The sequence below is a fragment of the Burkholderia oklahomensis C6786 genome, from assembly GCF_000959365.1.
In the GTDB taxonomy this organism is placed as follows: Bacteria; Pseudomonadota; Gammaproteobacteria; order Burkholderiales; family Burkholderiaceae; genus Burkholderia; species Burkholderia oklahomensis.
Map to the genome: position 1 here is coordinate 2,230,628 of NZ_CP009555.1, position 25,786 is coordinate 2,256,413.

The window sequence follows — 25,786 nt, forward strand, 5'->3', positions numbered from 1 at the left end:
ATGGCTGTCAATTTTCCCTCGATCGATCCCGCGCAATTGCATCCCGTCGCCGGCGTGACGCTCGGCTGGGCGGAGGCGAACATTCGCAAGCCGAACCGCAAGGACGTGCTGGTCGTCTTCGTCGACGAAGGCGCGACCGTGTCGGGCGTGTTCACCGAGAACCGTTTCTGCGCGGCGCCCGTGACGGTCTGCCGCGAGCATCTGGCGAAGGTGCGCGCGGGCGGCGCCGGCATTCGCGCGCTCGTCGTCAACACGGGCAACGCGAACGCGGGCACGGGCGAGCCGGGTCTCGCGCATGCGCGCGAAACCTGCGTGGAGCTCGCGCGCCTCGCGGGCATCGCGCCCGAGCAGGTGCTGCCGTTCTCGACGGGCGTGATCCTCGAGCCGCTGCCGATCGACCGCCTGAAGGCCGGCCTCCCCGCCGCGCTCGCGAACCGCGCGGCCGCGCATTGGTACGACGCCGCGCAGTCGATCATGACGACGGACACGCTGCCGAAGGCGGCATCGCGCCAGGTGACGATCGACGGCCATACGATCACGCTGACGGGCATCAGCAAGGGCGCCGGGATGATCAAGCCGAACATGGCGACGATGCTCGGCTTCCTCGCGTTCGACGCGAAGGTCGCGCAGCCGGTGCTCGACGCGCTCGTGAAGGACGTCGCGGACCGCTCGTTCAACTGCATCACGATCGACGGCGACACGTCGACCAACGACTCGTTCATCCTGATCGCGTCGGGCAAGGCGAGCCTGCCCGAGATCGCGTCGACCGATTCGCCCGCCTACGCGGCGCTGCGCGACGCGGTGACCGAAGTCGCCCAGACGCTCGCGCAACTGATCGTGCGCGACGGCGAAGGCGCGACGAAATTCATGACGGTGAAGGTCGAAGGCGGCAAGAGCGTCGCCGAGTGCCGCCAGATCGCGTACGCGATCGGCCACTCGCCGCTCGTAAAGACGGCGTTCTACGCGTCGGACCCGAACCTCGGCCGCATTCTCGCGGCGATCGGCTACGCGGGCGTCGCGGACCTCGACGTCGGCAAGATCGATCTGTATCTCGACGACGTGCTCGTCGCGAAGGCGGGCGGCCGCAATCCCGCATATATGGAAGAGGACGGCCAGCGCGTGATGAAGCAGAGCGAGATTGCGATCCGCGTGCTGCTCGGCCGCGGCGACGCGCAAGCGACGATCTGGACTTGCGATTTGTCGCATGATTACGTGAGCATCAACGCCGACTATCGTTCGTAAGTCATACGGGGCGCGACATCATGGACCCACTCGAGCAGTTTCTCACCCGCGCCGAAGCGCTGCTTGGGCGCCTCGAAGCGATTCTTCCGCCGTCGCCGTCGGCGATCGACTGGACGTCCGCGTTCGCGTTCCGCTGGCGCAAGCGCCAGGGACGCGGCTATTTGCAGCCGGTCGCTGCGCGTTCGACGATCGCGCTCGACGATCTGCAGAACATCGATCGCCAGAAGGCGCTGATCGAGCAGAACACGCGTCAGTTCGTGAACAGGAAGCCCGCGAACAACGTGCTGCTGACGGGCGCGCGCGGCACCGGCAAGTCGTCGCTGATCAAGGCGTGCCTGAACGCATATGCAGCCGACGGGCTGCGGCTCATCGAAGTCGACAAGGAGGATCTGCACGATCTGGGCGACATCGTCGAGCTGATCTCCGCGCGCCCCGAGCGCTTCATCGTGTTCTGCGACGATCTGTCGTTCGAAGAGGGCGAATCGGGCTACAAGGCGCTCAAGGTCGCGCTCGACGGGTCGGTCGCCGCGCAGTCCGACAACGTGCTGATCTATGCGACGTCGAACCGCCGCCATCTGCTGCCCGAGTACATGAGCGACAACGAGACGTACAAGCATCTGCCGGACGGCGAGATCCATCCGGGTGAGGTCGTCGAGGAGAAGATCTCGCTGTCGGAGCGCTTCGGCCTCTGGGTCAGCTTCTATCCGTTCAAGCAGGACGACTATCTGACGATCGTCGGGCACTGGCTCAAGCATTTCGGCTGCGATGACGCCGAGATCGATACGGCGCGCGGCGACGCGCTCGTCTGGGCGCTCGAGCGCGGCTCGCGCTCCGGCCGGGTCGCATGGCAGTTCGCGCGCGATCGCGCGGGCCGCAAGGAGAACGTATGAGTATCGAAGTATCGAACGACGCGGCGCCTGCCGGCGTCGCCCGCAAGGTCACCGAAGTCGCGGTCGGCGTGCTGGTGCAGCCGGATGGCCGCTATCTGCTCGCGCAGCGTTTGCCCGGCAAGCCTTACGAGGGCTACTGGGAGTTTCCGGGCGGCAAGCTCGAGGCAGGCGAGAGCGTCGAAGACGCGCTCGCCCGCGAACTGCACGAGGAGCTCGGCATCGCCGTGACCGCGTGCCATCGCTGGCACACGCTCGAGCACGACTATCCGCACGCGTACGTCCGCCTGTACTTCTGCAAGGTGACGGGCTGGACGGGCGAGCCGCATAGCCGCGAAGGGCAGGCGTTCGTCTGGCAGCGTCTGCCTGTCGACGTCGAGCCGCTGCTGCCTGCCGCGCTTCCCGTGCTCGAACTGCTCGCGCGCGAGCGGGTCGGCGAGCAGCAATAAACGTGCGCGGGCCTTCGGTCCGCCAGCTTTCCTTCTATCCAGTCACGACCTTCTTGGGACGCGGTCCGCGGCGCCGGCCGCATCCGGCCGGCCGTTCGACGCGGCGGCGGTCAGCCGCGGCCGCCGTCTTCCCGATGGCCTGCGTCGTCGTCGGACGGCGCTTCGTCATCCGTTCCGCCGATCCTGTACTTCTCGGCTGCCCAGGCACCGAGATCGAACTGCTTGCAGCGGGCGGAACAGAACGGGCGGAAACGGTTTTCGGGCGTCCAGCGGACTTCCTTGCAGCAGGACGGGCATTTCACGACAGTAACCATACGGATGCGATGATCGACGCGGCGCGAGGCCGCTGTTACAGATTGCAGAGCGTGAGCTGGAACGGTACGTCGATGTCGACCGCGCGCGGCCGGACGTCGCCGTCTTGCGCGGTGAAGCGCACCCACAGCATGTACTTGTTTGCGCTCGCCTCGGGAATCACGCGCAGTTCGGGAGGGACGCGCACCTGCATCAGCTGATAGCTGCGTCCGGACAGCATCTGCTGATAGCTGCCCTGCATCGCCATCACCTTCGAGGCCTGCCCGGATTCGCGCGCGAGGCGCAGCACGATCATCGCGGCGTCGCGCAGCGGCAAGAGCGGCATTGCCCATTTGGCGATGTCCTGGCGGCGCTGCTCGGCGGGCCACTGCTGCCACGCGTAGTACGACGGGAGATCGAATTTGCAGGTGCCGCCGGGGATGACCGCGCGGCTACGGATGCTTGCGAGCCATTCGTTGTCGATCAGATGCTGGCCGGTCTTGCCTTGCATCTGCGCGAGGTTCGCGAGCGTCTGCTCGATTTCGCCGAGCACCGCTTCGAGCGCGTTCTGCTCGATGCCGGGATTGCCGCGAAACGGCGCGAGCGTCTGCCGCTGGCGCTCGAGTTCCTTCATCAGATCCGATTTCAGATCTGCGCGGCCCGCGACTTCGGAGATTTCGAACAGCGTCGTCAGCGCGACATGATGCTCTCTCGCGTCCTCTTGAGCCACGAAGAACGTGAAGCGTTCGAACAAATCTTCGAGACGCAACAGCGTGCGGATTCGCTCGTTGAACGGATACTCGTAAAGAATCAAGCGCGCTCGCCTCTCGCGTTGGGGGTGACCAAAATTGCAGGGACATTCTAATGCTCACTGCCTACCCTAGCAATCACGCCATTTTTCGGGACGCATGACGGCGTGTTGCGGTTGCGTGCATCGGATGCAACGTATGCGCCGCAGGCTCGTCAATGCTTCGCCGCGGCTGCGTACGCGAGATAGCGTTGGTGCAGTGCGGCGACTTCGGCTGCGAGTTCGTCGTGCGGCGCATCGTCGTTGACGATCACGTCGTCGGCGGCGGCAAGCCGTGCGTCGCGCGGCGCTTGTCGTGCGACGATCGCCTCCACCTGCTCGCGGCTGAAGCCGTTGCGGCGCATCACGCGCGCGATTTGCGTTTCGACGTCGCAATCGACGACGAGCACGCGGTCCACACGCGCCTTCCACGTTCCCGACTCGACGAGGAGCGGCACGACGAAGACGACGTACGCGCCTTGTGCCGCGCTGGCCTCGCGCTCGGTCTCTTCGCGGATCAGCGGATGGGTGATCGCTTCGAGTCGCTTGCGCGCGAATTCGTCGCTGAAGATCAGCGCGCGCATCTTCGCGCGATCGAGCGAACCGTCGGCTGCGATGAACTCCGCGCCGAACTCGCGCGCGATGAGCGGCATCGCGAGGCCGCGCGGCGCGGTGATGCGGTGCGCGATCAGATCGGTATCGACGATCGATGCGCCGAGCTCGCCGAACAGATTCGCGACGGTCGTCTTGCCGCTGCCGATTCCGCCCGTCAATCCCACTGAAAACATAGGTCAGCCTCCGAGCAGCAGGTAGAACGGCGTGCCGAAAAAGAGGGTCGCCGCGCCGCCTGCCGCGAGGAACGGGCCGAACGGCAGCGGTTCCTCGAAGCGCATGCGGCCGCGCCAGGTCGCGACGAGACCGATCGCCGCACCCGCGACGGCGGCGATCAGCACGATCTGCGGCAACGCTTCCCAGCCGAGCCACGCGCCGAGCGCGGCGAGGAGCTTCAGGTCGCCGTAACCGATCCCTTCGATTCCGCGCAGCAATTTGAACAGCCACAGAATGCACCAGAGGAACAGGTAGCCGGCGATTGCGCCGATCACCGCAGTGCGCAGGCTCGCGAACGTATCCCACAGATTGACGCACAGGCCCGCCCACAAGAGCGGCAGCGTCAGCGAATCGGGCAGGAAGCCGGTCTGCATGTCGATCGCGCTCATGGCGAGGAGCGCCGCGCACAGGCCGAACGCGGCGAGCGCAGCGCCGCTCGGCCCGAAGAGCGCGAGCGCGCCGGCGGCGAGCGCGCCGCTCGCGAGTTCGATGAGCGGATAGCGTGCGCCGATCGGTGCACGGCAGCGGCGGCAGCGGCCGCGCAACGCGATGTAGCTGAGGACCGGAATGTTCTCCCACGCGCGGAGCACGTGGCCGCAGTGCGGGCACGCGCTGCGCGGCACGCAGAGGTTGTAGCGCGGCGGCAGGCCGTCGTCGGCGGGCGGCTCGTCCGTCGCTTCGGCGATTTCCGCGAGCCACGCGCGCTTCATCATGATCGGCAGCCGATGGACGACGACGTTGATGAAGCTGCCGACGACGAGGCCGAACACGATCGCGAACGCAAGCTGCATCCCCGTGGGGAGCATCGCGAACGCGGCGAGCGGCCCGGCGGCCGCGTGCGCGGCCGGATCGGAAAGGAACGGATTGGGCGTCATCGAGGCGGTTGGCATCGCAAATGGAGTCGGATTCGGCTGCGATGCTACACCACGTTGCCGAGCTGGACGATCGGCAAGTACATCGCGACCACGAGCGCGCCGATCAGTGCGCCCAGCACGACGATCACGACGGGCTCGCACAGGCTCGCAAGCACGCCGATCTGTTCGTCGATGCGGCGATCGCAGAGCGTCGCGATGTCGATGAGCATCGTATCGAGCGTCCCCGACTCTTCGGCGACGGCGATCGGCTGCACGACGTCGTCCGGAAAACAGTCTTCGGCGCGCATTGCGTGAGCGAGCCGCACGCCGTGCTGCAGGCGTGCGGCGATGCCGGCCGTCGCGCGATCGAAGCGCGCGTTGCCGGTCGCGTTCGATAGCGCGGCGAACGCGTCGACGAGCGGCGTGCCGGCGGCGAGCAGCGTGCCGAGCGCACGGCTCCAGCGCGCAGCGGCGAGCATGCGCACGAGCGGTCCGGCGAGGGGGGCGCGCAGCAGCGCCTGCGCGAGCGCGAGGCGCGCGGTTTCGGAGCGGCGCGCCGCATGACGGGCGGTGAAGCAGACGAACAATGCGGCCGCCACGGCAGGCGCGCTCCAGCGCGTCACGCCGGCCGACAGTGTCAGGATGAAGCGAGTCGGCGCCGGCAGCGCGGCGCCGAAGCCCGCGAAGATCTGTTCGAACGTCGGCACGACCCAAATCAGCAGGGCCGCTGTGATCGCGAGCGCGAACAGCAGCACGGCAACCGGATAAGCGAGCGCGCCTCTGACCCGTGCATGCTGGGCGGCCGCGCGTTCGCGATCGTCGGCGAGCCGCGCGAGCACCTTGGCGAGCGCGCCCGCCGTTTCGCCGACCGCGACCAGTTGGCAGAAGAGCGGATCGAACTGGCGCGGGTAGCGGCGCAGGGCGGCGGAGAACTGCCGTCCTGCAATGATCTCCCGCGCGAGTCCTGCCGCGATGCGGGGCATTTCACTTCGCTGCGTCGCCTGCGCGAGCAGTTCGAGCGACGGCGCGAGCGCGAGCCCCGCATGCAGGAGTCCTGCGAGTTGACGCGTGAAACGTGTGACGTCGCGTGCGCGCGCGCCGGGCTGCGGCGCCGTGCCGCGCGCTTCGAGATGCAGCACCGTGACGCCCATCCGTTTGAGCGCCGTGCGCGCGGCGGACGCATTGACGGCGATCAGCGTGCCGCGGCGTCGCGCGCCATCGGTCGTCACGCCCGCCCAGCGGTAACGGGCCTCGATCGGCGTGGCCGGGCTGCGCGCGCTCATCCAGCCTCCGTCGCGCCGAGTGCTTCGTCCAGGCTCGTCGTGCCGTCGCGCACGCGTGCGAGCGCCGCGTCGCGCAAGCTCGTCATGCCTTCGGCGTGCGCCTGCCGCGCGAGTTCGGCGCTGCTCGCGCGTGCGACGATCAGGTTGCGTTGCTCGGCGGACAGCGGCATCACCTGGTGAATGCCGATACGTCCCCGATAGCCGATTCCGTGGCACGCGGCGCAGCCCGTCGCCGCATACGGGCGCCAGCCGGCGTCGAGCGAAGCGGCGTCGAGGCCCGCCGCGCGCAGCGCATCGGGCGATGCGTCCGATGGCGCGCGGCACGCGGCGCAGAGGCGGCGCACGAGACGCTGGGCCGTCACGAGTCGCAGCGCGGCAGCGAGGTTGTACGGCGCGACGCCGATGTCGAGCAGTCGAGCAACCGCCGCGGGCGCGTCGTTCGTATGCAGTGTCGACAGCACGAGGTGGCCCGTTTGCGCGGCCTTCAGCGCAACGTCGGCGGTTTCCGCGTCGCGTATCTCGCCGACCATGATGATGTCGGGATCCTGGCGCAGGAACGCGCGCAGCGCGACCGCGAAGGTCAGCCCCGCTTTCTCGCGCACGCCGACCTGATTGATCCCGTCGAGCTCGATTTCGGCCGGGTCTTCGACCGTGCAGACGTTGCGCGACACGTCGTTCAGCATTTGCAGGAAACAGTACAGCGACAGCGTCTTGCCGCTGCCTGTCGGTCCCGTGACGAGGACGAGACCGTGCGGCGCGCCGATCGCCGCCTCGACGCGGCGCGTCTGCGCGGCGTCGAAGCCGAGCGCGGCGAGCGACAGACCGGCGGGAAGCGTCTCGAGACGCCGCAGCACGAGTTTCTCACCGTGCAGCGTCGGCAGCGAGCTGACCCGGTAGTCGCCCGCGTGCCCCGGCGCGAGTGCGAGCCGCAGCCGGCCGTCTTGCGGCACGCGACGCTCGGCGATGTCCATCCGCGCGAGCACCTTGATGCGCGTCACGCATGCGTCGCGCAGATGGGCGGGCGGCCGCGCGAATTCGTGCAGCACGCCGTCGATCCGCAGACGAACGCGCCAGCCCGATTCGCCTGGCTCGACGTGAATGTCGGACGCGTCGCGTTCATGCGCCGCGCGCAGCATGTCGGCGACGATGCCGACCGCGGGCGCGTCGTCGGCGAGTTCGGCGGCGCGGGGACGGGGCGGGGCGGATGCCGCGGGCGCAAGCGGCGGCGCCGGCCATGCGGACGCAAAAGAGGGAGAAGAGGATGTTGCGGACATCGGACCCGGCCTCGCGGCCGCCTGCTCGACACGATGGAGCGATCATCGCGCGCCGCGCAGGGCGGCCGCGAGTCGGCCGATCGGCCAACCGCGCCGCGGGTCGCGCGTCACGCGCTCAGCGCGCGTCCCCCGCGCGACGTGCGCGGCTTGAACAGCTTGACCGTGCGCACGCCCTGATCGTCGCTGCGCATTACTTCGATCATCACGTCGCCGATCTTCAGGCAGACGTCGCCTTCGGGAATTTCCTCGAGCATTTCGAGGATCAGGCCGTTGAGCGTCTTGGGGCCCTTGGTCGGCAGGCTCAGGTGCAGCCAGCGGTTCAGCTCGCGCAGCGGCATGCTGCCCGCGACGATGCATTCGCCGTTCGCGTCCCAGCCGCTCTTCGAATTCTCGCTTCTCGGCATTGTCGTCGTGAATTCGCCGATCAGCTCCTCGATGATGTCCTCGGGCGTGACGAGCCCCTGCAGCTCGCCGTACTCGTTGACGACGAGCGCCGTGCGCTGCCGGCTTTCCTGGAAGTACTGCAACTGCTGGAACACGGGAGTCCCGGACGGCACGTAGTACGGCTCCGTGAGCAGTTCGCGCAGCGTCTCGCGGTCGAAATCCTGGTTGTGGAGCGCGGCGAGCGTCTTGCGCACGTGCAGCACGCCGAGCACGCGGTCGATGTCGCCTTCGTAGACGACGAGCCGGTTGTGATAGCAGGTCTCGATCTGATGCAGCACGTCGTCGAGCGGCGCGAGGATGTTGAGCGCCTCGATCTGGCGGCGCGGGATCATCACGTCGTCGACGGTGATGTTCTCGAGATCGAACAGGTTGAGCAGGATGCTGCGGTGCTTGGTCGGCATGAAGCTGCCCGATTCGAGCACGAGCGAGCGCAGCTCCTCGGTCGACAGCCGCTGGTCGCGCCCCCCCTTCGTGTTGATCCGCAGCGCCGCGAGGATCGAGCCCGACAGCGTGTTGACGAACCATACGACGGGCATCATCACGCGCATCAGCGGCGCGATCACGACGCTCGCCGGCAGCGCGATCCGCTCGGGGAACGTCGCGCCGACGATCTTCGGCGTGATTTCCGCGAACACGATGATGAGGAACGCGACGATGCCGGTCGCGATCGACAGCACGAAATTGTCGTGGCCGAACGTGCGCAGCGCGATCGACGTCGTCAGCACCGGGATGATCGTGTTGAACAGGTTGTTGCCGATCAGGATCACGCTCAGCAGTTGATCCGTCCGCGCGAGGAGCCCCTGCGTCGTTTTCGCGCCCAGCGCGCCGCGGCCCGCGAGATGCTTGAGCCGATGGCGGTTGAGCGCCATCATCGCGGTTTCAGAAATGGAGAAGAAGCTGGAGCAGAGAAGAAGCAGGAAGATGGCGCCGATTTGCGCCCATAAGGGAATTTGGTCCACGCGTCGGAGAGTCGGTGAATGACAGGAATGGAAAAGACTATAGCAGAGGGGCGCGGTCGGTTCGCGTACGACGTCGTACCGCATGGTGCCGCGGGGCGACGACGGCCGTCGCGCAAAAAAAAACCGCGCATCGTGTGCGCGGTTTTCTGCAAATCTGGTCGGGGTGAGAGGATTCGAACCTCCGGCCTCTACGTCCCGAACGGGTTTCCCGTGCCTAAAGCGGTGTTTCGTGTTGTGTTGAGACCATTATAAATCAATAACTTGCGCTTACCTTCGTTCGGTTTCGCGAAGCTGCGCGAAGTGGCAACTGGCCACCGATTGCCACCAATTTGCCACTGGCTTCTTCACGAATGAATGTAACAATTTGTAAAAGTGCAATCTGCGGTTGTTTTCGCGAAGCTGCGCTGCACCGCATTACCTATACAAAGGACCTCAACAAGAAATGGTCCCGTTATGACCCTTCATCAAGCATTCACCCCGCTGACCAAGCAAGCCGTCGCGGACGTTCTCGACATTTCTGTCAGGTCGGTCGAAAACTGGATAAACGAGGGCATTTTGCCCGCTCCCGTGAAGCTCGGTAACCGAGTCTACTGGCATCCTGAAGTGTTTCTCGGCTGGCTGTCGCGGCGGTTGCTGGAGCCTCCTGAGCAAAGCCAAACAGTGACGGCTACGCCGTCCGTCAAAAAGCGCCGCGACCGGAGTTCTGTCGCGGTCGCGCGGGATTTGCGGGCAGGTACGAAGAGAAAGCTCGCCCGTCTGGAAGTCGAATGTTGAATTCGATTGGCTAGTGTTGAATTAACGGGTGCTCCGCGCCCGGCTTCTGTCGCCTGCTCGATAAGTGCGAGCTCCGTGGGTTGGGAAGCTTTCGAACGGCGCGAGTGACGACAGACCATTGAGGCGGTAGTCGACTCTGTCTGGAAAACATAGCTGAGGACATAGAGAAAGGCACCTTAAGCCAATGCCTGCCCCGGCGCGGAGCTGGAGCAGGCATTGGTGCCTGCTTCGGCAGGCGCCCGGGCAATGCGGGAGACGCATCGGGCCATCCCCGCTGACGCGGGAGAATGCTGCAAACCACCTTTCCGGCGGCGACAACGTGACCTGCGTAACAGCCAGGCCTGCCTTTCGGGCAGTCCCCGCTGACGCGGGGCGAGGTACTGCGGTACTGCGCTCATCGCTGAGCAATTCCCGCTGACGCGGGAGAGTGCTGCAAACCACCTTTCCGGCGGTGATAACGCAACCTGCGTAACAGCCAGGCCTGCCTTTCGGGCAATCCCCGCTGACGCGGGGCGAGGTACTGCGGTACTGCGCTCATCGCTGAGCAATTCCCGCTGACGCGGGAGAGTGCTGCAAACCACCTTTCCGGCGGTGATAACGCAACCTGCGTAACAGCCAGGCCTGCCTTTCGGGCAATCCCCGCTGACGCGGGGCGAGGTACTGCGGTACTGCGCTCATCGCTGAGCAATTCCCGCTGACGCGGGAGAGTGCTGCAAACCACCTTTCCGGCGGTGATAACGCAACCTGCGTAACAGCCAGGCCTGCCTTTCGGGCAATCCCCGCTGACGCGGGGCGAGGTACTGCGGTACTGCGCTCATCGCTGAGCAATTCCCGCTGACGCGGGAGAGTGCTGCAAACCACCTTTCCGGCGGTGATAACTCGACCTGCGTAGCAACCAGGTCTGCCCCTCGGGCAATTCCCGCTGACGCGAGAGTGCGACTGCAAACGGGCTAACACCAATTTGCAATTCTCTTGCTGTCAACGAGCCAGACCAAAATGATAATTCACGTGGCGTGCAGCACGTTGACGGGTTGAAGATTAACATGGGTTATTTATAAGTGCAATTCCTTTTCTATTTATTTTTTGGAAAGCGTCATTGTATAAATAATTAGGCAATGGTGATAAATCGGTATAAATAGTTAGTCAGAAGTTTTATACGCTCGGGTAGGGATTAAAGACCAATGGGTCATCTGACGTTGAGGGCTTGATGCTCGTGGACGTTCGGAAAGGCCCCTCTCTGAGGGGCCTGAATGTCGTTTTACATCCGGCGACGTCCGGAATCTGAGATACACACCGATGAGGACCGCGCGCACGGCGCTACGTTCCTATGCTACTGACCCCGCCAAGGGTCATCAGCAAGCGACTGGCCGCCAAGCCGGTCGCCAAATCGAATCATTCGCTGCCACGCGCAATGATTCGCACCACCACTCCACCGTTTGCCTTGTCGCCGGCACAGCTCCGTGCAGGATTGACCCCGCACTTCATCGCCGAACCGGCCCGCTCATACGCTCTCGAGATTTGCGGGTGCGTTAAACCCGTCCCGCTGCGTGCCACCGCAGCGAGCTTCCGAGCGCATTTTGTTTCACTTAGACTATCGTCCTACGTTCACGTAGACCGCGACCGCCTCAATCTGGACAACGACACTACGGGCTTTTCCGTCTTTCGGAGGGTCGAACCGGGAAGCACCTCTCTTACTCGCACATGTCGCTTGATGTCCAAATTTTCCGGCATGTTCCAGGCACTGCAGGCCCTAAATCGCACTTTCGCTTTCCAGATAGCACCGTTTGAATAGGCGCATGTAGAGGTTTAAGCTATCAGCCCGCCCTTAAGCCTCCCGGACGCTACTCCGAGTCACTCTTAGGTCGGCCGACGGGTCTCTCGCACTTGCGAAATCCCGCCGAGGCATGCTTCACAGCATGCGATAACGCAGCCATCCTCTCTGGCATCGGTTACGCGGATTTCCCGCGTCCCCGAGTCGAGACTCGCACTCGATTTTTCAATAGTCAGGGACACCACGACATTTCCTTCGTGGACCCGTTTCGTGCTCGCACCCATTCGTATCAGCGATACATAAGATAAAGCAGTGGGGTTACTCCGGCCAAAACCGGGATTAGTCCACTGCCTCCCTTTCGCACCCGACGAGCTCCATTACGAGCATCAGGCGCCACAAGGCGTCGCGATTGGCGTCGCGGCAGTCACGGACTGCGGTGGAAAGAGGAGGGCGTTGGCGCGCCCCCATCCGAATAAAAGAGGGCGTTGGCGCGCCTTGGCCTGTGCTGACGATGTGTTTTTCGTCTGGCCTGTCACGTATAGGCACAAGCCGGTAGAGCCCTTCAACTTGAGTGGTGTCGGGTCGCAACGTTCTCGATAGGTATTGCTTGTCCGATGTCGAGGATGCGCCGGCTGAACCGGGGAAGCTTTTCTTCAGAATAGCCGCGTCCTGCCGTTAGCTAGGTGAGGGTGCGACTACGACTACGGAGCCCGGCAGGATGCGGAATGAATTTTGCGGTCTCAGGCGTGATGCCGTTTGTGGCCGCGCAACTGTGTGTTAACCACCACTGACCTGTACGGAAAAGTGCACTACATTAGTTTTGTGCCACAATGTGGCCGGATTTTGGTGGGCCTGCACTAGGTTGACTCTATCAAAACAATGGTGCGATAGATTTTCAGAATCGCGTTTCGCCGAGCGAGCCCAGGAGAGCCAGATGAAGCAGCACGACATTCAATCAGACCGTCTTCCCGAGATAGACGATTCCGTGAAGGAATGTGTCAATTTGGGCGAGTGGCTCCTGTTCAAATCTGAAGCTTCGGCCGGTCATCGAGCAGCCGCTTTTTACCTGAAGACCGGCACGAGCGTTTTTGAACTGAGCGACAGTGGAAAGGTGCTGCACAAGGTTGAAGACGGTGCGGACAAGCTCGAAATCGATGAGCTGTTCTATTTTTCGGACATTCGTAAGCCGACCTCTTTGAGCAACATGCGCGTCTAAGTACGTGCAGGTGGGCTCTTCAAAACGCCAAAAGAATAATGAGTCTAATTGGGGGCAACACCAGGTGGGTGCTGTTTCTGCCGGCGCGTGCGGACGCTGAGGCGCGGCACGTCCAGGACCTTGCGTTCGGCGTTATGTGTTTGGAGAAGGCAGGCGTAAGCATTGCCAATATCGACATTTATGTCGATGGGGCAGATAGAGTCTCAATCGAGAATTTCATAAAAAGCGGCACCACCTCGCCAGTCACGGTGAAGCAATCGCAGGATTTTTTTCTGGACCAGGCAAAGAACACCCACGAAAGCTTGGTCATGTTTGTGACGGGACACGGTGGTCTTGAGGGACTTGACGCGGCGCCACCGATAACACCGTATCGATTGCTAAATAGCATCAAATCGTCACCCAACCTGAAGCGGGCAATCGTTTATCTCGGGCAGTGCTACGCCGGCGTTTTCAACTATATTGGAGCCGGGAGTAAGCCAAATGGCGCTGGTGAGAGCGACCCGGAGGTTATATTCATCGGTGCCACAAATCTTCACGAGAGCCTAAGTCACCCCACGTCCGAGACTCTCGTAACTGGGCCGCAGAATTGGCCCGCGAATCTGTTCTTGTTGCTTGCGTTCAAGTGGTTTTCGAATCCGGTAGATGTAGATGGCGACGGAAAAATCACGGTCATCGATTCGTATAAATTCGCCGGTGTTGTCTCGAACGTGGTGAACAAGCAATTGAAGGTGCAGGCTTTTCCGAAGACCCTTGTGCTACAGAAGAATTGGTTGGAAGCGAAGGAGATAGACGATAAAAATTCGACGCCGTCCACTCAGGCAAGCTTGGACGCAGCGCATACGCTTTACAAGAACCACTTAGAGCTGCAGTACGTCCATCAAGAGTGTTGGATTCTCAACGCTATCCCGTCGCAACAAATCGAAGTCAAGTAATTGATGACGCTGCTCGGCAGTAATGCCCCGAGGCGCCTTTGCTTAAGGCCGGCACCGACCACGAACTGCTGAGCTCCGCACGTAAAGCAGCGGCAACCTCGCCTGCGTAGCTTTCTCTCCCAGTCCCATCTTTAGGTGACGATGTGCTTAAAGACCGCGCTGGCTCCGACTTCGCAAGCATTAGCAAAGCGCCTCGCTTCTGCTCACTGAAGGCGCTGCTTACTCGTTCCGTTTGACACAATCTCAGGCCCAAGCCAACCCGACGCTTGCAGCTTCTTTGTCGGTACGCAAAGGACACTTGCAAGGGGCGCTGCAATCTCTGACCATGCTCGCCTCAGATGGAAGCAATGCTAGCGTATTGATTTACAGGGAGAAACGGCCGTAGACAGGTTCAGCCAGCGGCGTAGACACAATTAATCGACGTCCACATGCGCGGCGTGAAATTTTGTTACCTAAGGGTCGCCTGTCCACGCTCTCAACTTGTTAACATCAAGGCACTGCTGCCATGGCGCCGGTCGCGCCGCATGGTGTTCGGACCAGCCGTGTGTCCCCAAGGCTCGACTTAAAACTAAAGAAAAAGTCCAACGATAGTGAAGCCACTCACGTGTTGTGTCGCGCTCGCCACCGCAATGCTGACCATGCCGGCCAGGGCGGATGTCAGCGGCAACGCAAGCAACGCCCTCTTCATCGCAGGTCAGTATTGCGATGACACATGGCGCGCGCTGTCAAAGGTCGCGATTGCTCCGGAAGACCCCGATGTCGAGCGGGCAGAGAGCATCGCGAACCGCTTGGCCGCTGCTTTGGGCAATGGTCCTTGGCGCGTCATTGTTTTTTCGTATCCGAATGTCGGCTGGCCCGTTATGGCGCTTTTGGGCAACCGCATCTTGGTCTCCAAGGATTTTATCGACGACAGCAATGACGACGAACTCGGATTTGTCTTTGCCCACGAGATGGGGCATGTCGTGCTTGGGCACCTGCCGCAGCGCTACGCAGCACTCATAGCCGACGCCGGTGGAGACGTTACGCGCTGGACGCAGGTGGTCCGTTACGCAAGCCAGGAATGGCCGCTATATCGGCGGGAGGAGTTCGAGGCTGACCGGTATGGTTTCGTGCTCGCGGCCAAGGCTGGGTTTGACGCCAGCGCTGGCGCCCACACCGCGCTCCTGCATCTCACGCCAGACCCGCAGCACCCGACAGCAGATGAGCGCCTGTCGGCGCTCGGGCTGAGCACGGTCCGCAACTAGACGCTCCGCACAGCTCAGTCAGCGTTTGGAGTCGGCCGTGTGAATGGGTCGATGTCCACGAGGTAGGAGAGACGGGCGGCTTGTGCGTGGTCCTGTCGCGCAACTGCCTTGATGTACCGGTACCAGACCGCAGGCATACCGCAGGTCATAAACTCGCAGAACCAGACAGGGTCTTCTAGGTATTTTTTAACGTACAGGCCATATCCATCCAGACGGAGCCACAGGGCATGCATGGCATCGGCATCCTCGAGCAAGTCGATGTCGTACCCGAATAGCCTGAAATAGGCGCGTGCCCGTTCGTGCTCGGCGACGTACCACAGGTACTCACGCCCGTCGTCATCGACCACGATGTCGTTCGGAAACTCAAAATCCAGCAGTTGGAGCACGGCCTCTCGCGTGCGGCTGCTAATCGCTGCTCCGGGTTTGAACCTCACGGGTCGCGAGAGTGCGTTCCACCGGTCGTCGGGCGATAGGGTGGTGGCAGATGGACGAGGTTTTGCAGTCTGTACGGACAACGGCCGCACAGCGTTGGGAGCCGTAGGAGGAAATGCCTTTACGCGTCTGAACGCAGCGAGTTCGATTACGGTGCCCATCTTGTTTCCTTGTTGTGTTTTTCGAGCGGGGGAGAGATTGTACGCATGTTCTGTCCCTTTGTCGATTTCTGTTGCGAGTGTCAGGCGGTCCGCCGGGGCGTCCAGGGAATAACGCCGCATACCCCGGTCCGAATAAAAATGGTCCCTATATTTTTCATCCCAACACTGAGATGAAAAACGCAATATGAAAAAAACGCAAACCCCGCCGCTCTGCGAAGCATTCGCCGATATTCCCGGCGCCCAGGCCGCGTGGCGGCTATTTGAAGCATGCCGGCATCAGGGGGGCAGCACCAGACCCATCGCCGCATTTCTGGTCAGTCTGCACAACGCCCAATTCGCGTGTCCTGATGCGTATCTGCTCTGCCGTCGAATCGACGATGCGCACTTCGACGATGTAATCGCTGTGATGCAGTGGTTCAGGCAGGGCCAGCCTCGCGGCTTTGACCTGTACTACATTTTTGGCTCAGCTGGCCCCGCACCCGTCTTGGACCTGATGGAGAGATTTGGCATGTTGCCGAGGCGACGGCCCAAGAAGGCCTAGTCGCGCCTCGCCCGAAGTCGGTGCCGGCGTGGGTCTGTGTTTCGAACCTTCGCCAGCTATTCCTATACATCATGTGGCCGGCTTTCTCCGCCGCCGCATTTCACTGGAGCAGTTATGGTCAAGTGGTCGTACACCGAAGTGGTGCTCGTTATCGTCCTCGCGTTTTTCGCCGGGTACACGGTGGGGCGTCTGCGCGCACTTTTCAAGGCATCGAGGCGGTGACTATACGTAATAAGCTGACCGGTTTTTTTCGGTCGCCGATAACCAGACAAGGACAATTAATCATGAACTCATATTTGGTAACCACGACACACGAGGACCCCGAGTACCGCGTGATTGGCGTTCACGCCGACTATCTCGATGACGCTATCGCGCGCCTTGAGCACATTCCTGAGCTCAAGGGCCATAAGGTTCGCATGGCGCTTGCTGTTCCATGCGAGGACCTGAGCAGGCTCCCTCATGTGGTCTGATGCGCTTCCGGCGAGTGTTCGATAACGAAGTGAATTCGCGGACGTGATGGAGATACGTCCGTGCGGCTCAACGCCGCCTTATTGCCTCCCTCCCCGGGAGGCAACTTTTTGGCTGGACGGCTTGCTGCAGCACGCGAGCACGCATATAGTCGACAAGAGCAATCAAAAAAACGAAAAAGGAGGTCGCCGTGAACATGCTGCGACGGGTCGCAATCGTGGCTGTCCCTGTCGGCGTGCTACCGCTGCTCGGTACGATATGCATTGCGTGGTTCAACGACCATCCGGCAACCCTTCCTGCTTTCGTCCAGTCGGTGCGTTATTGGCAGGCATTCCTGTGGGCTGGTAGTACCTTCATGGCGTATATGGTGACGTTCGCCTACCTCGTGAGAACCGGTCGCATTGTGGTCGTGGCGGGAGACGGTGACGAGATACCCGAGGTGGCGGGACATACAGTCGGGTCGGAAATTGGAATACATCCGGTGACCGGAAACATGACGGTCAATGGTATTGACGTCATGACGGGCTTCTCCGTAGCAGACTATCCGTCGTCGACGTTCGATTAGGTCGGTGGTCTGGTGGCCGTTAGCGGAGCATGGCTGCGGCATTTGCAGGGCCGCCGCCATTCTTGGTTGCTATTGGGCAGAGGCCGCAGCCACGTCCTTTGTTCCAGCTTGCGTCATATCGGCTGTAGCGTGATGGTTCTGTGCCGTTGGCTCTTGCGGATTCTCGGGTAGGGATGCAACCAGTTGATTAATTTGCTCGAGCCGGTGTTCGTCGAAGAGCAGGCCGTTATGTACTGCGCCGGCCTGTACTAGCCGCAGTTGCAGTTCAAGGCCAGTGCGGGGGTCCATGCCGAGCTTGCTCATCCGCTCGAATGCCCACTTGTCCGCCCGGTCAAAAACAGTCGAAGCGACCCAGTTGACCCCGTGCAGGGTGGCAGCGTTCGCCGTTGCTTTTGCAGTGGCCTGGGCAATAATGCCCGGAGCCTCGGCGGCGGCGATATGGGAGAATGCGCTGGCCAGCGAAGCGCCCGCCGCAGCGGCTGCGTTACCTGCTGCGCCGCCTGCGCCCATCGTTGCCCCCGAAAGAATGGACCCTGCCAACATCTTGGCCGCCTCCACCGTGTATGAGTAGGTCTTCATTCGGCCGCCGCCTTCTTCCGACAGACCCTGCGTCCAAAGGACAATCCACTCTGCCTCAGCCGGCGTCAGATTCACCGCACCGACTTCGTCAGGGAAAAGCACAACGTCCCAGTGGTAGTACTGGTCGTTCCCGTGCTTTCCAGGATTGAACAAAGACAGATGTCCGCGACACGCCTGGACGGGTGTAACGGTGACGCTTTCGCCGGCCGCCGTCTTCAGGTTGAACGGTTTCCCGTCTTCCCGAAGCTCGCTGAGCTCCCTAATCATCTTCATTGCGTTGTCGGATTTGTAGCCATCCAGCTCCGAAATGATTGCGCCGGGTTGAATCGGAAAGCCCGGCGTTGTTGCGATTACGCGCAGGTGCTCGTCAATGCCGGCGACGCGGACCAAGGCTACCCGCATGTTCGAATCGCTTTCGCCATACGACGTCGCGGCCTCGAACGGGACCTCCCATGTCTTTGAGCAATCCGGGTCGTGCAGCGCGGCCGAAGCGTTCACTGCCGGGCGCAGTGCCTGTTCGCCCACCACGTAGTTGCGCACCTGCGTCGTCAGGGCATCGTCCAGCTTACGCCCATCGTCGACTGTGTATGTTGTCGCGCAACCGGCGACCATTGCAGCCGATATGGTGCACGCGCCTAGCGCGAAGAACCTGTTTTTTATTTGCGTAGTGCGCGCGGCAGTCAGCGAATTCAGTTTCATGGAATTGTTCTAGTTGCGCATATTGTCTGATGGGCGACGGACAAGGACACGACCTTGGCACAGTTTACTTAGGGCCGCCGCGCTCGACCGTCCATCGTCGCGTGGTGCGGATTGTCGCCAGTGAGGCGTTATTCGCCGTAGACGAGGCGCTTGTCGAGCACCGGCCGTTGCGGCTGCCCGCCGAAGAATTCGGCGGATGCATAGCCGGGCGGATAGATGTACTCGATGGGTACCCACTGTGCGTTGCCGATACCTGGAAGCGCAACTGCCACTTCAACCGACGTGCCTCTGACCTCGAGAACACGGCCAAAATTCGTTTCGGAACCCGGGCGCAACGAGCGCCGCAGGGCAGCCGCCCTTTGCTCGATAAGGGCCTTGTTGGCGTTCATACGGGTCAATGCGATATCACGCGCTCGGGCGGTGTAACCCTTCGGGTCATACATTCCAGAGCTCAGGTAGCCGCCGTATAGCTGCACGAACGTGTCATAGCACTCGGTCGTATTTCGCTGTACGCAGGCGAGCCAGCGCGCTTCATATTCGCGTTCGCGCCGTGCGTTCTGGAAGTCCTGCCCACGACGCATTGCATCGAACAGGTCTGAATGGGCAACGAGGTCCCGGATGGCGTCTGGGTCAATCTCGTAGCGAATCGTACCCCCCGCGCCAGGCCGAGCAGCGGCGCCCAACGTCACGGTGTCCGCGACGGCGTCAGCGACATCTGCCCCGCGTGGGCGAACGAGTCGGCTTGCGCAGCCGTTGGTGACTCTGACGTTGCCCCTCCATATGGGGTTGCACATGCCGTTGCCAGTATGGTCAAAGCCGCCGAATGAACGCTGCTCGGCGATATTCTCGACGGCCGGATGTGCGAGCGAAATCTGCAATGGGCTTGAGGGGCCCGCCAGGCGGTGGACCCGCAGTACCTCCTGCCGGTCGTTCTGCGCATACAAGGGCGAGCCGTTCAAATCCTCGACCTTCCAGTTGCCTGCTGGCTGCTGCTCGAGCAGGACATAGAGGCCGTCGGTATGCGGCCAGAATGCGATGGCCTGAAATTTCTCGGTAGCACCGGACGACCCGACCGGAGCGCTGCCGGAACTGTTGACTGTGGAACAGCCCGCCAGTAAGGCGGCACCGTAAAAGATGATTGCCGCCGAAGGGCGAAGCCTGGTGAGAAGTGAAGTACTTTTCATTGATTTGACGGTGATTTTCTTGTTGATTGCTCGTTGCTCACGCCCCCGGACGCACGCCGAATGTTGCTGGAGCCACCGGGCGGCTATCAATGGTAGATATATCGGCTGTAGATGTAAAATCTGTAGATGTAATGGCTGTAGACGTTTGATGCTCAATTTCGGAGAGTGCCCGGCATGGCAATCTCTCCGAATACTGCGGCCGCCGTACGTGCGCGACTCGCTGCGAACCTGCGTGACCAACGGCAGCAGCGTGGGCTGTCGCAGGAGAAGCTCGCCGATGAGGCGGGCCTGCACCGGACGTATGTCAGCCAGGTCGAGCGGACCATCGTGAACATTTCATTGGACAACCTCACGAAGTTGGCCGATGCGCTCGAGACTGACGTTCACTTATTGCTGAAGCCGCGTTCCGCCGAGACTGAGGGTGGCTCAGTTAAGCCCCAAAAAGCTATGACCCCACGGAAGCGGGGTGCCCGCTGACGGCGGCCACCTATCCGCTGCTATCTGATATGGGTTTTGTCTCAGGTGCGACGGGACGAAGTGGGCTGAAGCTCTTGAGATTGTTGTTCACCCACTGCTGAAGCCACGTCCCGTGGAGACTGAGGGCGCCTCAGTCAAGCCCCAAAAAAAATTATGACCGCACGGAAGCGGAGTGCCCGCCGTCAGCGGGCACTTATCCGCTGCTATCTGATATGGGTTTTGTCTCAGATGCGACGGGCTACGTTGGCGGTGTGGCAGATAATTAAGATAGTGGTAACACTCAGACCTGCAGCAAGGGCCTGTATGCGGCTAGCCAAACGAAAGGCGATATTCTGTATGTTGAGGCCCGGTTGAACTGAGCCGAAGGCATGGAAGCATGCCGGACAGCATTTCTTTATCAGGCGGTGTCCACCTGAGCGACGGGAAAACCGATAGCTTCCGACAAGGAAAAACGAGCCTCAGCGAGGCCCGCTGAACCAATTTTTTTCAGAGGCAGATACCAGCGATTGGTTGACGACTAAAGAAAGTCCCAAACTGGAAGTCGACGACTCTCCTTCATGGCGCCAGAAACGTACCTCGCCCTGCATGCCGACAAGGATTACCTCCTTGGACCCGCCTTCAATGTACGCCCGGATTTTGCGGAACATCTCGAGGTGGTGATTGCACGGCGACAACACCTCTACACAAATGTTTGGCGAAAACGGCAGCGGGTCGTCGCCGCATTCAAGCGCTGCGCTTCAGCGGTCCTCCGGCATCCAGGCAACATCGGGAACAAGTATGCCCGCCGACGTCACGGCAGGAACTGACTGCACCGCCAACGGCCCCAACTGGCGGGACAACTGAAATGCAATGTTGCCGGCAATCGCCTGATGCCTGTTTGTCGGAGGTGGAGTGACAACGATGTCGCCCCGCTCGTTGAGCTAGTACCAGTTGGTTTCGATTGCCAGGTCGCCGTTCTGCAACGCCCTCCAGCGGGCGAGCAGTTCCGACGTCGGCAGGCGGTCCTCCGCATGCATGGGGCTTCCTCATTCTGCGTGCAAGAGCAGCCTCTAGCATAGCTCGAACTGGCCGGCGGTGGCTTTGAGCCGGCGATAGTACGTGGCGCGGCTGATTCCCGCTGTGACCCACGGCTGACCGTTCCGGGTTGTGGTGCGCGGTCGGCCGCCGCGCTGTCCGCGTGCTGCCTGGATGGCCGAGAATGCCTCGTCGGTGAAGCGCCGCCAGGTCCACCTGGCGATGCTGCGGGCGATGGATTTGACTTCGCTATACGGCAATGGCACCTCGAACGTATTCAGGCTCTCGGCCTTTCCTAATAAGGCCGTAGCCCATTCCGTCGGGGACGCGCCGTTGCGCTTGTATTCGCGAGTCCACTGATAAGCCCATGTGCGCACTTCATCGAAAAGCGTGCAGTTTCTGCCGAGTCCGACTAGCGGGGCGTCGAGCCGGACAGGGCTCTTTCGAAGATTGACGTATTCTGCCAGTTCGCCAAGTTCGTAAAGGCGATGATGCCAGATGGTCTGCCAGTGCGAGTGAAACGGATTCTTGGCTATAAGGTGACTGTATCCGAGGTCAGACGGAAGCTTGGCGCAAAAGGCGGCCTGCACCGCCGCCGCATATCGGAGAGGCGCATCCCTCGCGGCGGCGCTTTTCACGATTGGCGTGGTCAGCCCGTAGAAAAGGTGCGCGTGTCTGTTGACGCGATTGGTTACTGCTATCGTGGGGGCGGGCAGATTTCTCAACTCCCAGAGGTAGGCGGCGTCTTTCTTGTCGACGTCGAATACGAGCCACGTGATTTCGAGCGGTGCGTTCGGTTGAATGAACCGATGGGTGAGCGCCGTGGCTGCCGGTCGAACCACCAGGCCTTTGTCGAGCTCGTTCGTGCAATATGGACGGTGCGGCAGGCGGTCCAGGAAAATGGCGGATGTATCCATCGGGGCTATCGCCCCGGCAGTGCGTTATTTGATTGTCTGTTGCTGTCCTGGTCCTACGAAGTCGCCCGAAGTATGTCCTTGGCACGAGCCGGGGCGTCTCCTTTACTTTGAGAGGGCGCGAGCGTCCCGTTTAACGGGGTTCATGACCGCGACGGGCGCGGCGGAGTCGAGCATGAGCCGACCTCCAGGGTGCCGCTTTAGCCAGCAGCGTGGGCGCGGGGGAAGGTAATTTGTCTTGGCGAAGTCAAGCGCGACGTAAAGCGCGCGCTCTGACTCCGAGAGATGCCGGCTTTGGGCTGTCTTCTCGTCCATTCGCGACAGGTTGACTTGCCAGCGCGCACCGTCGACAAGAGCGGACGAACCGCGCGCTGCGTGCTGTGCGCTGGCGTCAGAGGCGGCGGATGAGCGGTTTGAATGGTGAAGTGCAAGGACAGCGGCGCCCGTAGCCGCTGCGAGCTGTTCCATGGCGACTACGAGCGCTGTCATCAGGCCGCTGTCGTTTTCGTCGCCATTGTGCATGCGCCGCAAAGGGTCCACGATGATGAGGCGGGCGCCGCCGCCAATTGCCTTCAATTCAGAAAATAAGCTGGTTGGCTTTCCGTCATCGAGCAGAAGGCAGGATTGACCGGCCATCGGAAGCAGAACGAGGTTGTCGTATAGACGCGGGTCGCTTTGTTCGTCGTGGCGAAGGTGATTGCGCAGGCGCTCGGCGAGCAGGCGCGGGCATTCCTCACCGGCCAGTACAACGACGCGACCCGGCTTTTGCGCAGGGAACAGGCCGCCCGCGACTGTCCTGCCAAGCGCGAGTGAAAGACCCATGTCGAGGGCAAGGTGTGATTTGCCGGTCGCGCCTGGCGCGACCAGCAAGCCAAGCGTCTCGGGAGGCAGGCCGGGAAGGACGAAATCGAGTGGTGGCAGTGCGGCGGTAAGCGCCCAGTTGAGGTCGAGCGGCGTCAGGCTCATAGGGTGTTCCTGTGTTGAGTGGAAACACCGTATAGGGACGAAAACTTAGCGCGATACAAATTGTTACAATTTGCGCGGACAGGTGACTCAGGTTCGGAGTGAATTGGCCGTTATGCCGTATCGGACATCGAGTAATCCCGCCGATTGCTGGAGAGGGGCGTTTGGGTTCCGCTATACTTCGTGCCGCCCGGTGTCGGCCTGTCTGGTATGTATGCCCGACTGTCGAAAGAGATGAGCCGTCCTGCCGACACCGCACCGAGGGGACAGAATGCGAACTATTGGAATACGCGTTGCGCCAAAACAGGTGACCTTCGTAGTCTACGACGCGTCAGAATCGGAAATCCTCAACGTCGAGGAAGTCACGGTTCCCAAAGCCATGGATACGCCGGAGCAGCTGAAGTTCGTGCGTAGCACTATCCTTGATGTTATCCGTGAGTACGACGTGACACGAGCTGGCATCCGGGTCAGTGAAGGAAATGCGCAGAATCCGTCCATTGAGCGAATCGAGCTCGAAGGCGTAATCCAGGAGGCGTTTGCAAGCAGCGACGTCGAAGGCTACTTTTGCGGCCGGATTGCAAATATTGCTGCCAAACTGGGCATGCCGCGCACGCAGCTTAAGTCCCATCTTGACGGGGATGCGGACTATCCGGCGGTAGAAAACTGGATGAAGCACAGCAAGGAAGAGCGTGAGGCTATCGTTGCAGCGATTGGGGCTGCACATGCTTAAGGCGGATACGCAGGCACAGTTGTGCTTCAAGCTCGGTGACGAGATTGGTTCCGAAGGCAAGAACTCGACCGTTTTTCGCGCGCACGATATTCAAATGGATGCCCAGCTCGCAATAAAGCGAATCACGAAGTCGTCGATTAAAGATGCGGCAGATTACTATCGTGAGGCGAGCATCCTCTACATGGGGGACCACGCCAACGTGGTGCCAATCCATTACGCGTGCGAGGACACGGACCATATCTACCTCGCGATGCCGTATTACCCGAACGGCTCGCTCAATGGGCTGCTCGAACAACGGTTCCTGACTGTCCGGGAAATCGTCAGGTACGGTATCCAGTTTCTCAGCGGGTTGCACAACATTCATTCGAAGAAGCTGATTCACTTCGATATCAAGCCCGACAACATTCTGCTATCGAGCCGCAACGAAGCGCTTCTGTCGGATTTCGGACTCGCGCAGCGGATGCGAGTGGACGGTAAGGCCGAGCCTCCGGTCAGTTACGTGAAGAACATTCCGCCAGAGGCGCTGGTCGAGTCGGAACATTCGGTCGCATTCGATATCTACCAGGTTGGTCTTACGCTATACAGAATGTGCTGTGGCAATGACGCCTTTTACGAACCGTTGAAGCAGTTCAAGTCGTTTGCGGACTTTTCCGCCGCAGTGCAGAAGGGAGCTTTTCCGGACCGGTCGACGTTTCCGGCGCACATCCCCAATCCACTTCGAACGCTTGTGAAGAAGTGCCTCAGCGTTGATGTCAATGCGCGATATGGCGCAATCATCGAGGTATCCAACGCCCTAGGGAGTATCGAAGGCAACGAACTGGACTGGCAGTACGAGGTCTACCCGGACGGCGGCCGGGAATGGACCAAGTCGGTCGATGGCCGGGAGTTCACATTGACAGTGACGGGTAGCGGAGAGTCGACTGCAACCAGACGCACGGAGAAGACGGTATCGAAGCTCAAAGATTTTTGTGCGGCGAAAATCGATGAAAAGACCATACGGAAGTTCTTGAAGGAGTACTGAATGACTACTGTCAAGAATCAAAGGTCGTCCTATCTCACTCGGGCGAAACTGGCGTCTCCGCAGACGCCGTCCGCTGCAAAAGTGGTCGCTCCCCGCGTTGAAGAGCGTCCGCATCGTGCGATTGAGTTCATCGATGCGGCCGGTTACGTGCACTGGAAGTTGCCCGCCAAACGGGCAAGCTGAAGGAAAGTACCCGAGACAAGCACCGCGCAGCCGCCTGGCCGCGTGGTGCCGCGAATTATCGAGAACCACGCCCTTCGTCGACGTTAGTCCCCAGCACCGAACCGGGCGTTTTTCCCGTCTTAATGGCTCGTTTCCTTACTTCTTGTCCTTCCTTCTAAGGCTGATGTAGGCGGCCTTCATCATTTCCTCCAGTGCGTCCTTTGAGCTATCGCTGAGGTTGGGGTCTGCTCGAAGATGAGCAGTTGCCAGCGCCAGCGGCTCGCCCTTAGGCGCTTTCGCGGCCAGCTTCACAAAGGTGGAGAGGTCTAGTCCGGCCCACGTTGCCAGTACGGCGAGGCTGGCGCCGTCGGGCTTACGGCCTTTCGCCATCCTCGTCAAAGTGGTCGGACTGACTCCCGTTTCCTGACTGGCCTGTTTCCACGTAATTTCGCGCGCGTCCACCGTGGCCGCCAAAGCACGATAGAACGCATCGTTATCGAACGACCGTTCGTTTTCTTCCGTCATGACATCCTCGAGAAATTGCTCAAAAGCAATTGACACGCCAAAGAGCAAGTCATATGATTGGTCCTGAAATTGCTCAAGAGCAATTTATAACAGTTTAGCAACTTCGCACGGAGTTA

The 25,786-nt window shown here is 61.3% G+C and carries 27 protein-coding genes; 14 read left to right on the forward strand and 13 right to left on the reverse strand.

The features are described from left to right. The 3 genes from argJ to BG90_RS10080 are packed head-to-tail and all read left to right on the forward strand — an operon-like array spanning window position 1 to window position 2,578. On the forward strand, window positions 1-1,242 hold the full coding sequence (gene argJ, locus BG90_RS10070; protein ID WP_010106597.1) for a bifunctional glutamate N-acetyltransferase/amino-acid acetyltransferase ArgJ: 1,242 nt from the start codon (window positions 1-3) through the stop codon (window positions 1,240-1,242). Between the two features lie 20 nt (window positions 1,243-1,262). Next, window positions 1,263-2,132: an ATP-binding protein gene (locus BG90_RS10075; RefSeq protein ID WP_010117148.1), complete on the forward strand. Its 870-nt coding sequence runs from the start codon at window positions 1,263-1,265 to the stop codon at window positions 2,130-2,132. Next, window positions 2,129-2,578: an NUDIX domain-containing protein gene (locus BG90_RS10080; protein ID WP_010106595.1), complete on the forward strand. Its 450-nt coding sequence runs from the start codon at window positions 2,129-2,131 to the stop codon at window positions 2,576-2,578. The genes BG90_RS10075 and BG90_RS10080 overlap by 4 nt, the downstream gene beginning before the upstream one ends. Window positions 2,579-2,688: 110 nt before the next feature. On the opposite strand, the gene BG90_RS10085 is transcribed toward BG90_RS10080, so the two are convergent. From BG90_RS10085 to BG90_RS10115, 7 genes are all read right to left on the reverse strand, one after another. Beyond that, complete coding sequence (locus BG90_RS10085; protein ID WP_010117147.1) at window positions 2,689-2,892, reverse strand: DNA gyrase inhibitor YacG; 204 nt, start codon at window positions 2,890-2,892, stop codon at window positions 2,689-2,691. A 35-nt stretch (window positions 2,893-2,927) separates the two neighbouring features. Continuing rightward, complete coding sequence (gene zapD, locus BG90_RS10090; protein ID WP_010106593.1) at window positions 2,928-3,683, reverse strand: cell division protein ZapD; 756 nt, start codon at window positions 3,681-3,683, stop codon at window positions 2,928-2,930. Between the two features lie 149 nt (window positions 3,684-3,832). Next, complete coding sequence (coaE, locus tag BG90_RS10095; RefSeq protein WP_010106591.1) at window positions 3,833-4,444, reverse strand: dephospho-CoA kinase; 612 nt, start codon at window positions 4,442-4,444, stop codon at window positions 3,833-3,835. Window positions 4,445-4,447: 3 nt separating this feature from the next. Beyond that, the gene (locus tag BG90_RS10100; protein WP_010106589.1) at window positions 4,448-5,359 is read right to left on the reverse strand and encodes a prepilin peptidase; all 912 of its coding nucleotides are present in this window, start codon (window positions 5,357-5,359) and stop codon (window positions 4,448-4,450) included. Between the two features lie 44 nt (window positions 5,360-5,403). After that, on the reverse strand, window positions 5,404-6,621 hold the full coding sequence (locus BG90_RS10105; RefSeq protein WP_010117146.1) for a type II secretion system F family protein: 1,218 nt from the start codon (window positions 6,619-6,621) through the stop codon (window positions 5,404-5,406). After that, a complete protein-coding gene (locus BG90_RS10110) occupies window positions 6,618-7,895 on the reverse strand; it encodes a GspE/PulE family protein (RefSeq protein ID WP_025990010.1) in 1,278 nt (425 codons plus the stop codon). The genes BG90_RS10105 and BG90_RS10110 overlap by 4 nt, the downstream gene beginning before the upstream one ends. Before the next feature lie 107 nt (window positions 7,896-8,002). Beyond that, entirely contained in the window at window positions 8,003-9,298 is a 1,296-nt protein-coding gene (locus BG90_RS10115) for an HlyC/CorC family transporter (RefSeq protein ID WP_010106584.1), read from the reverse strand. A 453-nt stretch (window positions 9,299-9,751) separates the two neighbouring features. On the opposite strand from BG90_RS10115, the gene BG90_RS32450 reads away from it, so the two are divergent. From BG90_RS32450 to BG90_RS10130, 4 genes are all read left to right on the forward strand, one after another. Beyond that, entirely contained in the window at window positions 9,752-10,072 is a 321-nt protein-coding gene (locus BG90_RS32450; protein WP_081469846.1) for a helix-turn-helix transcriptional regulator, read from the forward strand. Window positions 10,073-12,777: 2,705 nt separating this feature from the next. After that, window positions 12,778-13,059 carry a hypothetical protein gene (locus tag BG90_RS10120; protein WP_010117144.1) on the forward strand — a complete coding sequence of 94 codons (282 nt, stop codon included), beginning with the start codon at window positions 12,778-12,780 and terminating at the stop codon, window positions 13,057-13,059. A 68-nt stretch (window positions 13,060-13,127) separates the two neighbouring features. Continuing rightward, window positions 13,128-13,991: a hypothetical protein gene (locus tag BG90_RS10125; RefSeq protein ID WP_198140417.1), complete on the forward strand. Its 864-nt coding sequence runs from the start codon at window positions 13,128-13,130 to the stop codon at window positions 13,989-13,991. A 629-nt stretch (window positions 13,992-14,620) separates the two neighbouring features. Continuing rightward, window positions 14,621-15,235: a M48 family metalloprotease gene (locus BG90_RS10130; protein WP_010117142.1), complete on the forward strand. Its 615-nt coding sequence runs from the start codon at window positions 14,621-14,623 to the stop codon at window positions 15,233-15,235. 14 nt (window positions 15,236-15,249) lie between these two features. Here the strand turns inward: BG90_RS10130 and BG90_RS10135 are convergent, their stop codons facing one another. Continuing rightward, window positions 15,250-15,621, reverse strand: coding sequence for a hypothetical protein (locus BG90_RS10135; protein WP_010117141.1), 372 nt, complete (start codon window positions 15,619-15,621; stop codon window positions 15,250-15,252). A gap of 391 nt (window positions 15,622-16,012) precedes the next feature. Between BG90_RS10135 and BG90_RS10140 the strand changes: the two genes are divergently transcribed. The 3 genes from BG90_RS10140 (at window position 16,013) to BG90_RS10145 (ending at window position 17,402) form a co-directional block, all read left to right on the forward strand. Continuing rightward, window positions 16,013-16,369: a DUF7673 family protein gene (locus tag BG90_RS10140; RefSeq protein ID WP_010117140.1), complete on the forward strand. Its 357-nt coding sequence runs from the start codon at window positions 16,013-16,015 to the stop codon at window positions 16,367-16,369. Between the two features lie 284 nt (window positions 16,370-16,653). After that, complete coding sequence (locus tag BG90_RS34955; protein WP_010117138.1) at window positions 16,654-16,839, forward strand: hypothetical protein; 186 nt, start codon at window positions 16,654-16,656, stop codon at window positions 16,837-16,839. A gap of 188 nt (window positions 16,840-17,027) precedes the next feature. Continuing rightward, complete coding sequence (locus BG90_RS10145; RefSeq protein WP_124072251.1) at window positions 17,028-17,402, forward strand: hypothetical protein; 375 nt, start codon at window positions 17,028-17,030, stop codon at window positions 17,400-17,402. Window positions 17,403-17,471: 69 nt separating this feature from the next. Here the strand turns inward: BG90_RS10145 and BG90_RS10150 are convergent, their stop codons facing one another. Next, complete coding sequence (locus BG90_RS10150) at window positions 17,472-18,680, reverse strand: hypothetical protein (protein WP_010117135.1); 1,209 nt, start codon at window positions 18,678-18,680, stop codon at window positions 17,472-17,474. Window positions 18,681-18,808: 128 nt separating this feature from the next. Next, window positions 18,809-19,864 carry a hypothetical protein gene (locus BG90_RS10155; protein WP_010117134.1) on the reverse strand — a complete coding sequence of 352 codons (1,056 nt, stop codon included), beginning with the start codon at window positions 19,862-19,864 and terminating at the stop codon, window positions 18,809-18,811. A 174-nt stretch (window positions 19,865-20,038) separates the two neighbouring features. On the opposite strand from BG90_RS10155, the gene BG90_RS10160 reads away from it, so the two are divergent. Continuing rightward, a complete protein-coding gene (locus BG90_RS10160; protein ID WP_010117133.1) occupies window positions 20,039-20,341 on the forward strand; it encodes a helix-turn-helix domain-containing protein in 303 nt (100 codons plus the stop codon). 1,049 nt (window positions 20,342-21,390) lie between these two features. Here BG90_RS10160 and BG90_RS10165 read toward each other — a convergent pair. Together BG90_RS10165 and BG90_RS10170 are read right to left on the reverse strand one after the other, a co-directional pair. Next, window positions 21,391-22,272 carry a replication initiation protein gene (locus BG90_RS10165; RefSeq protein ID WP_010117131.1) on the reverse strand — a complete coding sequence of 294 codons (882 nt, stop codon included), beginning with the start codon at window positions 22,270-22,272 and terminating at the stop codon, window positions 21,391-21,393. A 102-nt stretch (window positions 22,273-22,374) separates the two neighbouring features. After that, the gene (locus BG90_RS10170) at window positions 22,375-23,235 is read right to left on the reverse strand and encodes an AAA family ATPase (RefSeq protein ID WP_010117130.1); all 861 of its coding nucleotides are present in this window, start codon (window positions 23,233-23,235) and stop codon (window positions 22,375-22,377) included. Window positions 23,236-23,503: 268 nt separating this feature from the next. Here BG90_RS10170 and BG90_RS10175 point away from each other — a divergent pair, with 268 nt between their 5' ends. The 3 genes from BG90_RS10175 to BG90_RS34965 are packed head-to-tail and all read left to right on the forward strand — an operon-like array spanning window position 23,504 to window position 25,166. Further along, the gene (locus BG90_RS10175; RefSeq protein WP_025990007.1) at window positions 23,504-23,962 is read left to right on the forward strand and encodes a hypothetical protein; all 459 of its coding nucleotides are present in this window, start codon (window positions 23,504-23,506) and stop codon (window positions 23,960-23,962) included. Further along, a complete protein-coding gene (locus tag BG90_RS10180) occupies window positions 23,922-24,983 on the forward strand; it encodes a serine/threonine-protein kinase (protein ID WP_235363849.1) in 1,062 nt (353 codons plus the stop codon). Before BG90_RS10175 ends, BG90_RS10180 begins: the two co-directional genes overlap by 41 nt. Beyond that, on the forward strand, window positions 24,984-25,166 hold the full coding sequence (locus BG90_RS34965) for a hypothetical protein (protein WP_124072252.1): 183 nt from the start codon (window positions 24,984-24,986) through the stop codon (window positions 25,164-25,166). Window positions 25,167-25,301: 135 nt separating this feature from the next. Here BG90_RS34965 and BG90_RS10185 read toward each other — a convergent pair whose 3' ends face one another. Beyond that, window positions 25,302-25,670: a hypothetical protein gene (locus BG90_RS10185; RefSeq protein WP_025990006.1), complete on the reverse strand. Its 369-nt coding sequence runs from the start codon at window positions 25,668-25,670 to the stop codon at window positions 25,302-25,304. Window positions 25,671-25,786 lie beyond the last annotated feature (116 nt).